Origin of the sequence: Binatus sp. (SeqCode) (assembly GCF_036522015.1) — a bacterium.
Lineage (GTDB): Bacteria > Desulfobacterota > Binatia > Binatales > Binataceae > Binatus.
In genome coordinates, this window is record NZ_DATDGQ010000302.1 from 1 (window position 1) to 13,049 (window position 13,049).

General features: G+C 60.4%; 16 protein-coding genes. 8 read left to right on the plus strand and 8 right to left on the minus strand.

The features are described from left to right. Positions 1-700, minus strand: a 700-nt coding sequence (locus tag VIW95_RS12885; RefSeq protein ID WP_331587106.1) for an alpha/beta fold hydrolase, incomplete at its 3' end; no start/stop codon positions are given. Between the two features lie 135 nt (positions 701-835). Here VIW95_RS12885 and VIW95_RS12890 point away from each other — a divergent pair. From VIW95_RS12890 to VIW95_RS12905, 4 genes are all read left to right on the plus strand, one after another. Further along, positions 836-1,423 carry a helix-turn-helix domain-containing protein gene (locus VIW95_RS12890; RefSeq protein ID WP_331587108.1) on the plus strand — a complete coding sequence of 196 codons (588 nt, stop codon included), beginning with the start codon at positions 836-838 and terminating at the stop codon, positions 1,421-1,423. Positions 1,424-1,437: 14 nt separating this feature from the next. Then, positions 1,438-1,692, plus strand: a complete 255-nt coding sequence (locus VIW95_RS12895) for a zinc ribbon domain-containing protein (protein ID WP_331587110.1) — start codon at positions 1,438-1,440, stop codon at positions 1,690-1,692. A 54-nt stretch (positions 1,693-1,746) separates the two neighbouring features. Beyond that, the gene (locus VIW95_RS12900; RefSeq protein ID WP_331587112.1) at positions 1,747-2,109 is read left to right on the plus strand and encodes a VOC family protein; all 363 of its coding nucleotides are present in this window, start codon (positions 1,747-1,749) and stop codon (positions 2,107-2,109) included. Positions 2,110-2,184: 75 nt separating this feature from the next. Next, on the plus strand, positions 2,185-2,661 hold the full coding sequence (locus tag VIW95_RS12905; protein WP_331587114.1) for a GFA family protein: 477 nt from the start codon (positions 2,185-2,187) through the stop codon (positions 2,659-2,661). A gap of 13 nt (positions 2,662-2,674) precedes the next feature. Here VIW95_RS12905 and VIW95_RS12910 read toward each other — a convergent pair whose 3' ends face one another. Then, entirely contained in the window at positions 2,675-3,163 is a 489-nt protein-coding gene (locus VIW95_RS12910; RefSeq protein ID WP_331587116.1) for a hypothetical protein, read from the minus strand. Positions 3,164-3,313: 150 nt separating this feature from the next. On the opposite strand from VIW95_RS12910, the gene aroA reads away from it, so the two are divergent. From aroA to VIW95_RS12925, 3 genes are all read left to right on the plus strand, one after another. Then, positions 3,314-4,603, plus strand: a complete 1,290-nt coding sequence (gene aroA / locus VIW95_RS12915; RefSeq protein WP_331587118.1) for a 3-phosphoshikimate 1-carboxyvinyltransferase — start codon at positions 3,314-3,316, stop codon at positions 4,601-4,603. A gap of 16 nt (positions 4,604-4,619) precedes the next feature. After that, entirely contained in the window at positions 4,620-5,477 is an 858-nt protein-coding gene (locus VIW95_RS12920; RefSeq protein WP_331587120.1) for a hypothetical protein, read from the plus strand. 216 nt (positions 5,478-5,693) lie between these two features. Further along, on the plus strand, positions 5,694-6,050 hold the full coding sequence (locus VIW95_RS12925) for a hypothetical protein (RefSeq protein WP_331587122.1): 357 nt from the start codon (positions 5,694-5,696) through the stop codon (positions 6,048-6,050). 59 nt (positions 6,051-6,109) lie between these two features. Here VIW95_RS12925 and VIW95_RS12930 read toward each other — a convergent pair whose 3' ends face one another. Beyond that, entirely contained in the window at positions 6,110-6,595 is a 486-nt protein-coding gene (locus VIW95_RS12930) for a hypothetical protein (protein ID WP_331587124.1), read from the minus strand. Next, positions 6,592-7,725: an aromatic ring-hydroxylating dioxygenase subunit alpha gene (locus tag VIW95_RS12935; protein WP_331587126.1), complete on the minus strand. Its 1,134-nt coding sequence runs from the start codon at positions 7,723-7,725 to the stop codon at positions 6,592-6,594. Before VIW95_RS12935 ends, VIW95_RS12930 begins: the two co-directional genes overlap by 4 nt. A gap of 468 nt (positions 7,726-8,193) precedes the next feature. Here VIW95_RS12935 and VIW95_RS12940 point away from each other — a divergent pair, with 468 nt between their 5' ends. After that, positions 8,194-9,225 (plus strand): hypothetical protein, encoded by a 1,032-nt coding sequence (locus tag VIW95_RS12940; protein ID WP_331587128.1) that lies wholly within the window; start codon positions 8,194-8,196, stop codon positions 9,223-9,225. Positions 9,226-9,325: 100 nt separating this feature from the next. Here the strand turns inward: VIW95_RS12940 and VIW95_RS12945 are convergent, their stop codons facing one another. The 4 genes from VIW95_RS12945 to atpG form a co-directional block, all read right to left on the minus strand. Next, a complete protein-coding gene (locus VIW95_RS12945; protein WP_331587130.1) occupies positions 9,326-9,610 on the minus strand; it encodes a hypothetical protein in 285 nt (94 codons plus the stop codon). A gap of 319 nt (positions 9,611-9,929) precedes the next feature. After that, positions 9,930-10,352, minus strand: coding sequence for an ATP synthase F1 subunit epsilon (gene atpC, locus VIW95_RS12950; protein ID WP_331587132.1), 423 nt, complete (start codon positions 10,350-10,352; stop codon positions 9,930-9,932). 11 nt (positions 10,353-10,363) lie between these two features. After that, complete coding sequence (gene atpD / locus VIW95_RS12955) at positions 10,364-11,791, minus strand: F0F1 ATP synthase subunit beta (protein ID WP_331587135.1); 1,428 nt, start codon at positions 11,789-11,791, stop codon at positions 10,364-10,366. A 225-nt stretch (positions 11,792-12,016) separates the two neighbouring features. After that, positions 12,017-12,919 (minus strand): ATP synthase F1 subunit gamma, encoded by a 903-nt coding sequence (gene atpG, locus VIW95_RS12960; protein ID WP_331587137.1) that lies wholly within the window; start codon positions 12,917-12,919, stop codon positions 12,017-12,019. Positions 12,920-13,049 lie beyond the last annotated feature (130 nt).

The following is a 13,049-nucleotide window of genomic DNA, read 5'->3' on the forward strand; positions in this document are numbered from 1 at the left end:
GCGCGAACGCCATCCTGAAAACTGGATCTCTAAACCGCGCTGACAGCCCGTGCGCAAGCGGCCACGCCGGCGTCGCGGACTCCCACGTGCACCACGCCAGCGCGGCTGGTTCGCGAATCGATGCGTCGGGATCATTTAGCAATCGGCAGTATGCGTCGATGATATTGCCATCGCGCAGCGCGGGCGGGATGGCATCATGCAGGAGCGTCCACTGCTCAGGGAACAGGTCGGCCAACCCGCCGCGGAACGACCAATCGAACTCTTTGTGGCGTCCGGTCGTGACGCCAAACAAAATTATTTCAGTGACGCGATTCGGGTAACGTTCCGCATAGGCGAGCGCGAGCGTGCTGCCCCACGATCCGCCGAGCACCAGCCATCGCTCGACGCCCAGGTGCTCGCGGATTCGCTCGATATCCGCGATGAGGTTCTGAGTGTTGTTGCTCACCAGACCCTTGTCGAACGCGCTCGCATGCGGCGTGCTGCGTCCGCAATTGCGCTGATCGAACAGCACGACGCGATAGGCGGACGAATCGAACAGCCTGCGATGCCACTCCGTGCATCCCGATCCGGGACCACCATGCAGGACGACGGCAGCCTTGCCACGCGGATTGCCGCACGTCTCCCAGTAAACGCGATTGCTGTCGCCAACCTCGAGCATGCCATGCGCGTAAGGTTCGATCGCTGGATACAGCTGGGTCATGCGGAATTCTCTGCCGCCCCCAATGTTGCCTCAATCATGCTTTATGTGAAATGCGAGGTTCGTCCCCTCTTGACACAATCGCGGCATGATGAGCATCTACTCACTGAGTAGATACTCAGCGAAATAGAGTGACCGATGCAGGCAGTAACTCGACAGGAACAGAAAGTGGTGACGCGCGACCGGTTGGTCAACGCGGCCATGGCGCTGTTCGCGCGCAAGGGCATCATGAATACGACCACCGCCGACGTCGCCAAGTCGGTTCGCATGTCGCACGGCGTCGTGTTCCTGCATTTTCCGACGCGTGACGATCTTGTAGTTGCGGTGATCGACGAGTTCGGGCGCCGCCTGTCTGCCGAGTTCCGCCAGGCCTTCGAGCGCGACCTTGGACTTCGCGCCGTGCTGCACGCTCATCTTCGAGTGCTCGCCGAACTGGAACCGTTTTACGCGCGGCTGGTGACCGAGGCGCCGATGTTGCCGCCGAAAGTGCGCAGTACCCTGATGCTGCTGCATGCCGCCGTGTCTTATGAACTGTTCGTGGCGCTGGAGCGCGAACGCAAAGCGGGCCGCGCGCGCAAGATCGAGCGGCCGCTGCTGTTCAACACCTGGATCGGGCTGGTCCATCACTATCTCGTCAATCGCGACCTGTTCGCCACCGGGAACTCCGTGATCGCTGAGCAAGGAGACGCCCTGGTGAATCATTTTATGACGCTCGTGAAACCGTAAAAGGAGAAAGTACGATGGCCGAAAAATGTCCCGCTTGTGGTTCGTGCGGAATGCCGATGGAGAAGCCCGAAGACTACGCGCTCGGCGACGTGACGCGTCCGTACTGCCGCTATTGCACCGACGCGCGCGGTGAGTTGCTGCCCTTCGAGCAGGTGCTCGAGACCAACGTCGGCTTCTACGTCGAGTCCCAGGGTGTCACCCGCGCCGCGGCGATTTCAATGGCGCGCGCGATGCTCGCAGACATGCCCGCGTGGCGCGGTCGGCACTAAGACTAAGATTTTTGGAATTCGAAGAACGAAAAATTGCGAGAAAGGAGAAGAGTTATGTTTGATCACGTCATGCTAAAGGTGAAGGACCTCAACTCGAGCAAGCGCTTCTACACCGCCGCGCTGGCCCCCCTTGGTTTCAGCGTGCAGTACGAAGCCGACGGAGTGTTAGGTTTCGGCCCCAAGGACGCGCCGGCGTTGTGGTTGGGTAAGGGCGAGCCCAACGGACCCGTGCATATCGCATTCGCGGCCAAGGACCGCGCTGCAGTCCAGGCATTCTACGCCGCTGCTCTGCCGGCAGGAGGCAAGGACAATGGCAAGCCAGGCCTCCGGCCCGAGTATCATGCGAACTACTACGGCGGGTTCGTGAAGGATCCCGACGGCAACAACATCGAGGCCGTCTGTCACCAGGAAGAGTAGCCAAGTCTCGGGACTGCCTTGATAGGTCTCCAACCAAATCAAGGCAGTCCCACAATTGAGTTGTAGGAGAGTTCTATGAGTCTCGAAGGTGGATGTTCGTGCGGCGCTATCCGCTACAAGCTGACCAATAGCCCGCTAATAGTTCATGCCTGCCACTGCCGCGATTGCCAACGCGTTACCGGCAGCGGCTTTGTGATCAATATCTGGATCGAGAGGCGATTCGTCGAGCGAACCGGCGCGATGCCAAAGTCCGTCGTACTCAAGGGGGGCACTGGCAAGGATCACGAGGCGTTCTTCTGCAACAACTGCGGCACCTACGTCTGGAGCCGCTACCTAGTTGCGCCCGGAGGCGAGGCCCTGTTCGTTCGCGCCGGAACTCTGGACACTCCCGACGCGGTCACGCCCGACGTGCACATCTTCACCAGGAGCAAGCTGCCGTGGGTGAGACTCCCCGAAGGTGCGGTCGCGTTCGAAACGGCCTACCAGATAGACGACGTCTGGCCGGCCGAAAAGAAGGAACGCTTGCGCCGCAATATCGACGCGCAGAGTTAGCCGATCGGCGGCGTCAGTAGTTGCTAATCGCGTTGCAGTTGGTGTCGAGGCCACTTTTGTTGTCGTCGAACGAGCTGGCCGGAAAGCGGTCGGACGAAGCCGACAGGTCGGTACCTCCCGCGAACCGATCTTGATCCTGAAACCGGCTGGATGAATCGCCGAATCTGCCCGATCCATCGCCGCCTTCAAGACGCGACGTTGTCGGCCAGCGCGAGTCCGACCCCGAACCGCCCGTCGATCCAGCGCGCGAATCGAAGTCCGCGCCAGCGCCTGAGGCCGATGCGGCCCCGGCCCTTTGATCAAAACTGGCGCCCAATGAACTGGCTCCCCAGGTCCTCGAACCACCGCCGAGATCGTTACCTGTTCCCATCGAGCTGTCCCCCGATCCGACTGACGCTGTCGTGGTGGCGTACTCGCCCATCGTCTGCGCATTGGCGTGCGGCGCCAATAACACGAGCGTCGCAATCAGCGTGGCTGGTGCAATCAGTTTGACGAGTCTCATGGCGTTCGACCTCCCTTGAGCCTACAACCAGTAACGTTCGATACTCTAATAGTAGAGTCAAGTACGAGGCAATAACCCCCCAAGCGGCGCGGCCGATGCTTGTTACCCCGTAATCCGCGCGGTTAGTCTGGAATACTTGAATAGTCAGGAATGGATACTGAAAAAGACGAAATCGAAATAGCTCCACTGGCCGGCCCGCTCGACGCCCGCGTGGTGCTGCCCGGCTCCAAGAGCATCACGAATCGCGCGATGGTGCTGGCGGCGCTGGCGCAGGGGCGTTCGGTCCTCGACTCGGTTCTGCTGAGCGACGACACGCGCTACATGAGCGACGCGTTGAGGGTGATGGGGTTCACCGTCGAGATCGACGAGCCGGCGCGCAGGATCACGGTCAGCGGGCGTGGCGGCACGATTCCGGCGCATGGCGGCGAGATTTTCGTCGGCGGAGCCGGCACCGTGATGCGATTCATCGTTGCGATGCTCACGCTCGGCGAAGGACGTTTTCGCGTCGATGGGAATCAGCGGATGCGCCAGCGTCCGATCGGGCCACAGCTCGACGCGATGCAGCGCCTGGGCGCGAGCGTGTACAGCGAGCGCGACAACAACTGCCCACCGGTGATGGTTGACGCGTCGCGGGCGCGGTTCGAAGGCGGCGAAACTTCGGTCGATGCGCGCGCGTCGTCGCAGTTCGTCTCGGCGATGCTGATGCCGGCGCCGATTTGGAAGGCCGGCCTCAAGCTCCGCGTAATCGGCGATACCGCGCGGCCGTTCATCGATATGACGCTGAGGCTGATGGAGGTGTGGGGAGCCCACAGCACGGCCGAAGGCGAGATGATCGCGGTGCCGGGCGGCCAATGGTACCGCGCGCAGCGTTTCGTCGTCGAGCCGGACGCGTCGAGCGCTAGCTACTTCGCGGCGGCCGCGGCTCTGGTCGGCGGCACGGTGCGAATCGAGGGCCTGACCTCGAGCTCGGTGCAGGGCGACCTCGGCTTTCTTGGCGTGCTGCAGCAGATGGGCGCGCGCGTCGTGTGGCATCCCGACCACGTCGAGGTCGCGGGAACGGGACAGCTCACCGGCGTCGATGTCGCGATGAACTCGATGCCGGACATGGTCGCGACGCTCGCGGCGATTGCTCCGTTCGCATCGTCGCCGACGATAATCCGCAACGTCGCTTTCATCCGGCATCACGAAAGCGACAGAATCCGCGCGCTAGCGACCGAACTCCGACGGCTGGGCGTGACAGTCGTCGAGAACGATGACGGACTCGAGATTGCACCGTCCGCAATGCATCCGGCGGCGGTCGAGACATACGACGATCACCGAATCGCGATGAGTTTCGCGGTGACGGGCCTGAAACTCGGCGGCGTCAAGATCAAGCAGCCGGGATGCGTCGCGAAGACCTTCCCGGATTTTTTCGATCGTCTCGCCGCACTGGGCACCTGACCGCCATAGCTCCAAAGTGAAAACGAATCCCGAGCGGTTCGTCCTGGGCTTCATCAAGTTTTTCGGCACGCCATTGTGCATCGCCGCATTTCTCGCCGCGATGGTCGCTGTTACGCGGGCGCGCGAAGGGAATTGGGAAAGAGCGGCGCTGGCCGGATCCATTGCGCTCGCGTGCGGAGGTGCGGGCTTCGGCGCGATATGGTGGGTTCGCTTCTACGCGCGGGCGGTGGACCCTTCGGAGCGATTGCGCACGGCGAATCCGGACGCGCCGTGGATGTGGCGCGAGGACTGGGCGGCGGGCGAGGTCCGCACTTCCGCGCGGCGCGACGCGAATCGCCTGACGGTCATCGCGATCGCTTGGTGCGTCGCGACGTTTCCGATCTTATTCATCGCACCCCATCGCGCGCTCCGAGGCGCCGACTACTTTGGGCTACCATCTTTGATATTCCCGCTGATCGGCATCGTCATGTTGCTGTGGGCGATGCGAATGCGGCGGCGACTCGGCGAGTACGGCGAGTCGCGTTTCGCGATGGCGTCGGTGCCGGGGCAAATCGGCGGCGCGCTTACCGGCTCGATTCACGTCGACAAGCCGTTGGCGGCTGGGCAACAGGTTGCGCTCGAACTCGAATGCATCAACCGCACGACGCGCGGACACTGGCACAATCTTACGGTCTGGGATCGGACCTTGTGGGGCAGTGAGCAAACATCGATGAGCGACTCGGCAGGATCGATTCCGGTCGCGTTCATGATTGCGCCCGACTGCCGTCCGACTGATGATTCGAATCCAGAAAGCCGCATCGTGTGGCGATTGAGTGCGAGAGCGAATGAGTATCGCGCAGAATTCGAAGTCCCAGTGTTCAAAGTCGGCGGCTAAAGCAGCGCTCCTTTCGCGAACTCGCATATATTCATACCGATGACCTCTCGGACACGACTCGGCGGGCTATACGGAGTGCTTGTCATGACGGTCACAATGCTGACCGCAGCAGGCCTGTCGAAAGTGACGCTGTCCCCACCGCATGGATGGCACCTTCCGAGCCGTGGTGAGACTGCGCAGTCCTGGCGAGCGAATAGTCCGTCACGATACCTTTCCGTGAACGGCGATTTTACCGGCGACGGAAATATCGATACCGCGATGATACTGGTCCGAAGCGACGGGTCGGGACTCGCGCCGTTTGTTGCGCTCGCCGCGTCGGGCCACGAGCGTCGATTCTTGCAAGCAGAAGAGACCAATCCCATATCCTATCTACCCGACGAGGGTATGAAACTCCTTGGGCCCGGCAAGTATCTAACCACCTGCGGAAAAGGGTACGGCTGCGATGAAAATGAAAAGGAGTCGGTGACCATAACGACCGACGCTGTCGAGTTTTTCAAATATGAGGGGCCCGCGCGAATGATCTATTGGGATAAGAGTAAGGGGGCGTTGTCGGAAGCGTGGCTCAGCGACTGATGCCCGGGCGGGAGGCTTTTTCGCGAGCCACGACTCCCTAGGTATTCTCGATGAGGTCACTACTTCCGAAGCTCGCATTTGCACTTGAAGGTGATTTCGTGGATGTCGTCTTGAGCGACGATCGCCCAAGAGGGATCCTTTATTTCGCCGCTCTTCTCCAGCAATTCTTGCATAAGCGGTTTGTTGCCGGCGACATCGTAGGTTTCCAGCTGGCTCATTGCCACGAATACTAACAATATGTCCCGGATCGTGAAGTCGTCATCCGCGGCTTCCAGTTTCGCTTGCAAGGGTTGAACGATCTTCCCTCCCTGCTTAGCGAGCACCCAAGCTAAGCCCATGACTGGCGGCTCTATTTCCTGGCTTCCATAGATGTAGATCTTGTATTGGGTATCAAAATCTTGCTTCAGGAATTCGGCGTCTCGTTGGTCCTCCGGCATCCAGAAGAATTCGTTAGAGAATCCTTCTGGGAGTCGTGGGTGATTAAATGTGCAGGCGGATATGAGCAGCATACAAATCAGGCCGACTGAAGTTTTGGCGGTGCTCACGCTTCGCCGATCGCTTCGCGGATTGAGCGGTGGAAATGTTCCAGCGCGTTTTCGTAGCGGCCGTAGATTACTTTTCTCTGCGCGCCGGATTCGAAGTTGTGCTGGATGCCCTCGCCCAGAGTGAAGTCCTGGTCAACGACACCGAGCAGGAGGTCCATTGTGTGCGACCATTTTGGCGACGGCTCGGGCGCGAGGATGCTGATGGTGGCGACGCTCTCGCCGACGTGCGTGCCGGCGGGAAAGATGCGGTAGATCTCCGCGTGATCGGATTGCATCACGAGGATCGTGTTGGGGAACAGGTTCATCAGGATGGTGGTGTGCGGAACCAGGTCCCACTTTTCCTGCGGCAAATCGCGCAGCTTCTCGATTGATTTGCGCACGCCGATGTAGCGGGTGTTGCGGCCGAACGCGTCGAACATCGCGAGGTTCTTAACGAACAGCGGGGCGACATTTTGCGCGTGCAGCACCTTGATGTGGTAGGCCTCCCAGAACGTGTCGCTCATCAGCTTCCAGTTCATCCGGCGGCGGACCACCCGCGTCTCCTGATGCGCCATCGAGGCGATGCCGTAAGAGTCGATGTCTTCGCCGAGCCCGGCGAGCATCGCGTCGATGTCGATCGTTTCGTTGTCGCCCGGCGTCGGCGTCACGAAGATGAGGCCATACTTCTCGGCGACCGGGAGCGCGACGAGGCCGCTGGCGGCGCGATCGAGGCCTTCGAATCCGTAGTCGTCAGGAATCGCGACGAGGCGTCCGTCGGTGTCGTAGCTCCACGCATGATAGGGGCATGAAAACAGTTTCGCGGTATGGCCGCATCCGTCGACCAGCTTGGCGCCGCGATGGCGGCAGATATTCACGAAGGCGCGCAACTCGCCGGCGGTGTTGCGTGCGACGAGGATCGGCACCGGCGCGAGATCTTCGGTCAGGTAGTCGCCGGGGTTGGGAATCTGCGAGCTGAAGCCGGCGACGATCGGATGCTTCCGAAACAGTACTTCGCGTTCGCGCGCGGCGCGCTGTGGAGAGGTGTACGCGGAGGTGTCGTTGCGGGTGAATCGCTCGGCCATCGGGGGCGTGCCGCGATCGATAGCGTCGAAGATCTGGTGGATGAGATTGACTTGGGTTGCGTGCTTCATTGGCAATTCATACCACTGCTAGTGGTTCGGTCTAATGCGTACCACCAAGGGTAGCATCGTTCCGTCAAATTTTGTCTTCGTCGAGATTTTGGGATGAGCGATTGAAGCCGGCAGAGTGAGAGCGTCGTGGGTGTTGGCCATGCTCTTATAGTTAGCAGGTTGGACGCGTTTTGATCAGGCTGAAAAGTTCATCTCGTTAGTAGGGAGCGCTGCGCGATTTCAGAAACCGGCACCGGCTTCGCGTATGCGAAGCTGTCCGGGTGCCAGAAGCCATTTCCTCCCCTCGCGTTGCTCAGGTCGTCAGGATGACACAAAAAAATGACGCGGCGGACATCGAGAACAATTGCTAGCAACCTAACCCCTAACCCCTTCCCGAGCGGGAAGGGGAACCAGAATAGAAGGCGAGCGGTGCGGCGCGCGGAGCTGTTTGATCAAGTTGATTCGGCATTGTCAAAATGAGCGCTGATCATGAAACGGGAACGAAATTCTGTCATCGATGCGCTGCTGAAGAGCGATGAGCCTTCGGTTCGGTGGAAGGTGATGACTCGCGTCGTGGGGGAAGATCCTGAGTCGCGGAAAATCAGAAACCTGCGGGAAGAGATCAGGACGTCGCCGCGCACGAGGGCGTTGATCGGGGGCAGAGATAAGCGGTTCGTGCGCGAGGCGTATATTTATGCGAATTGGCGCGGGGCGCATTGGACGCTCGCGATGCTCGCGGAGATTGGCTATCCGGCTGGCGACGAGTCGCTGCTCCCAATGCGCGAGCAGGTGCTCGACTATTGGTTGAACAGCTCCTTCTACATGGAGTTCGAATCCAAGAGCGCCGTGCCGAAACATCGAAGCAGTGAAGGGGTTCCGATAATCCAGGGACGGTACCGGCGGTGCGCGTCGCAGCAGGGCAATGCGCTGTACTCGATCACGCGGCTGGGGCTGGCGGACAAGCAGAGCGACGGACTTGCCGAGCGCTTGATGCATTGGCAATGGCCGGACGGCGGATGGAATTGCGATCGCAGGCCGTCCGCCCATGTTTCATCGTTCAACGAATCTTTGCTGCCGATGTTGGGGCTCGCGGCACATGCGGAGCGTGCAAAAGACGATGCGGCGCGCGCGGCGGCGTTGAAGGCGTCGGAAGTTTTTCTGTGCCGACGGCTGTTCAAGAGCCGGACGGACGGGAAGGTGATTTCGCCGCATTGGGTTCGGCCGAAGTATCCGCGCTATTGGCATTACGACATGCTCGGCGGGCTGGTGGCGATGGCGGAGATGGGGCTGATTAAGGATCCGCGATGCGCCGACGCGCTCGATCTGTTGGAACGAAGAGAGCTACCGAAAGGCGGTTGGGCCGCGCTCGGGCGATTCTACAAAGTGGCGGCGAGCATGGATATGAGCACGCGGTTTGGATCGATTTCGCAGGTGGACTGGGGCGGCGCAGGAAAAGCTCGCATGAATGAGTGGGTGAGCGCGGATGCGCTGTATGTGTTGCGCGCGGCGGGGAGGGTGTGAGGGTGGGGCCTGCGCTGCGAGGTCAACTATTCATGGCATTTTTGCCAGAATGATATCTCGTAGCCGATTAGATCTTCCGGATCGTCGGCGACGAAGAATTTTACGGTACAAGGCTTGTCAGGAAACTGCCATTGAAGCTTGGCTTCGTAGATTCCTTGAGCACATTGCCGAGCACTAGGAGTTTGTCTTTCGACGCGTCCTCGCAGTTGTAGTGTTGGATGTCGGCGATATGGAGATGGTTCATAGTCGCTTCAACGGCCAAGCGATTCCCGTTTTGTTGTTGCTCGAATCCTCTGAGTGACTTCTCCGAGAATCCTTCGCGGAGGATGTATCCGTCGAACTCGACGAATTGTGGCCAAAATATCGACGCATAACCAATAGCCATCGAAAAACTTCCCTTATTAGCGATCCAGTCTCGAGATCTATTCCAGCGCCGTCATTCCACGCCAAGAGTTCGGCCTTCATGCTTTCGGGAACTTTCATTGTTCACAGGTTGTGGGTCGTGAATAGCGTAACAGAATCTTGAATCGCGCGCGAAAAAATCGCGCGCTGTATAAGGACCCTCACCTTCGATCCTCTCCCTTTCTGGGAGAGGGGAAGAAAGGAATCGCCCGCGGATTGCGAACGATGCGAGGAACCTAACCCCTAACCCCTTCCCGAGCGGGAAGGGGAACCTGATCTAGATTTTTTGGCGCGCAGTGGATTTAGCGCGCTGAGGATTTCAGGGCGGTGGCTTCTACTCGGGCTTCTGCGAGATTCAGGGCATCGCGGGTGGCGGGGTAGTTCGGATCGTAGAAGCTCATCGTTGAAAATTTTTCGTCGGCCTCTTTCACCTCGGTTTTTGCGGCGCTGGCGTCGATCGTCTCCGGGGATTCGGCGCTGCTTGCGAGTACTGTCAGCACGCTGTCTTTCACTTCGGCCAGGCCGCCGGAGACTACCCAGTGCATCTTTGAGCCGTCGGGCAGTTGTGCTTCGAGGACGCCGGGGACCAGTGACGTTATGAAATTTATGTGCTCGGGCAGGACGCCGAATTCGCCGAGCGGGCCTACCGCGGAGACCTCCGCGGCGTCGCCTTCGAAGACGATGCCGGTGGGGGTTACCAGTCTGAATGGGAAGGTCGAAGCCATAGGTCCTGCAATCAGTGCGATTCGGCGGCGAGGCGTTCGGCTTTTTCGCGCGCGTCTTCGATAGTGCCGACGAGGTAGAACGCCTGCTCGGGCAGGTCGTCGCATTTGCCGTCGAGGATTTCGGCGAAGCCGCGCACGGTGTCCTTGCGCGTGACGTACTTGCCGGGCTGATTGGTGAACGGCTCCGCGACGAACATCGCCTGCGACAGGAAGCGCTCGACGCGACGCGCGCGCGAGACGACTATTTTGTCATCGGCGGACAGTTCTTCCATCCCGAGGATTGCGATGATGTCCTGCAAGTCCTTGTAGCGCTGCAGGATACCTTGCACGCGGCGCGCGACGCTGTAGTGCTCTTCGCCGACGACTTGCGGATCGAGAATTCGCGAATTCGAGCCGAGCGGATCGACGGCGGGGAAAATCGCCTTCTCGAAGACTTTGCGATCCAGCGTGCAGATGGCGTCCAGATGGCTGAAAGTGGTCGCGGGCGCAGGATCGGTGAGATCGTCGGCGGGGACGTAGATGGCCTGCACCGACGTGATCGCGCCTTTCTTGGTGGTGGTGATGCGCTCCTCGAGCTCGCCCATGTCGGTGCCGAGAGTTGGCTGATAGCCGACGGCGCTGGGCATGCGGCCGAGCAGCGCGGAGACTTCGGAGTTGGCCTGTACGAAACGGAAAATATTGTCGATGAAGAAGATGACGTCCTTGCCTTCTTCGTCGCGAAAATATTCGGCGACCGTGACTCCGGTCAGCGCGACGCGGGCGCGCGCGCCAGGGGTCTCGTTCATCTGGCCGTACACCAGCGCGGTCTTCGAGATGACGCCTGATTCGGTCAGCTCGCGATAGAGGTCGTTGCCCTCGCGCGAGCGCTCGCCGACGCCGGCGAACACCGACACGCCGCCGTGCTGCTTGGCGACGTTGTTGATCAGTTCAAGAATGGTGATGGTCTTGCCAACGCCGGCGCCACCGAACAAGCCGATTTTCCCGCCGCGAGCGAACGGGCAGATCAGATCGAGAACCTTGATGCCGGTCTCGAGGATTTCCGCCTCGGGAGCCTGGTCGGCGAACGGCGGCGCCTCGCGATGGATCGGCATCAGGGAAGTGCCCGTGATTGGGCCGCGCTCATCGATCTCTTTACCGGTGACATTCATGATGCGGCCGAGCGTGCCGGGACCGACCGGGACCGAGATTGGCGCGCCGGTGTTCGCGGCTTCCATCCCGCGCACGAGGCCGTCGGTCGAGTCCATCGCGATGCATCGCACGGTGTTCTCACCGAGATGCGCCTGCACTTCGAGCACGAGATTGCCGGCCTCGTCGCTGATGGAGGGATTGCTGACGCGGAGCGCGGAGAAGATTGGCGGGAGGGTGCCGGCGCCGAACTCGACGTCAACGACGTTGCCGAGGACCTGGTTGATTTTTCCTGGAGCGGTTTGAGTACTCATAAGTGGTGATTACCTATTCGTCTTTTAATCCGGTTCCCCTTCCCGCTCGGGAAGGGGTTAGGGGTTAGGTCGCTGCGCATCAATCACAGCTCCGAGAAGAAAGAGAATCAGAATCTTGAATCGCGCGCAAAAGACTGCGCGCTGAATTCGGACCCTCACCTTCGATCTTCTCCCTTACAGGGAGAAGGGAAGAACGGAGGGAAGGGGGATTCAAAAGAAGATTCATCAGCGCAGCGCCTCGGCGCCGCCTACTATGTCCATTAGCTCGCGGGTGATTTGGGCCTGGCGGGCGCGGTTCATCGCAAGCGTTAGCGACGAGATCATGTCGTCGGCATTGTTGGTCGCCGCGTCCATCGCGGTCATGCGCGCGCCCTGCTCGCTGGCCTCGGATTCGAGCAACGCGTGATAGACGCTCGCTTCGAGATATCCGCGCAGCACGACCGGCACGAGTTCTTCGCGCGACGGCTCGACCAGGTAATCGATTTTGGGTTTGTCGGATGCCGATACCGCGGCCTCGACCTCGGCGCCGGGCTTGATGCCCGCGTCGCCCGGCGGCTTGATCGGCAACAGGCGCTCGTAAACCGGCTTCTGCACGATGGCGGACTGGAAATGCGTGTAAACGATGCCGGCTTCGTCGATAGCGCCGGAGGAGTAGTCGGCGAGCATCTTGGCCGCGATGTCGCGCGCGAGCGCGATCGTAGCGAGGCGCGGAAAGTTGTCGATTCGTGACAGCGCTACCGGGACGTTCGTGCGACGGAATTGATCGACGGCCTTCTTGCCGACTGCGAACAGTTCGATTTCGAGTCCACGGCCGCGAATTTCGCGCCGCGTTTCTTCGGCCGCGCGGAACAGGAACGAATTGTAGCCGCCTGCCAGGCCGCGATCCGACGCCACCACCACCAGCAGCGATTTCTTTTGCGCGCCTTCGACCGGGCCGACCGAGATTCCTTCCGACGTGAGCAGCGAGTCGGCGACCCGCGCGAGCGCTTCGCTGTATGGCAGTGAGTTGACGAGCGCTTCCTGCGCGCGTCGTAACCGCGCGGCCGAAACCAGCTTCAGCGCGCGCGTGATCTGCTGCGTAGATTTGGCCGTCGTGATCCGGCGCCGGATTGCCTTAAGTGATGCCATCGGGGAGCGCTAATCCGGCTACGCTGTAGTCGCCGACGCTGGCGCGGCCGATTTGTTCTCGGCCAGGAACGATTGCTCGTAGGTGTCTATTGCGGCCTTGAGGTTTTTCGTCAGATCGTCGGAAATATCT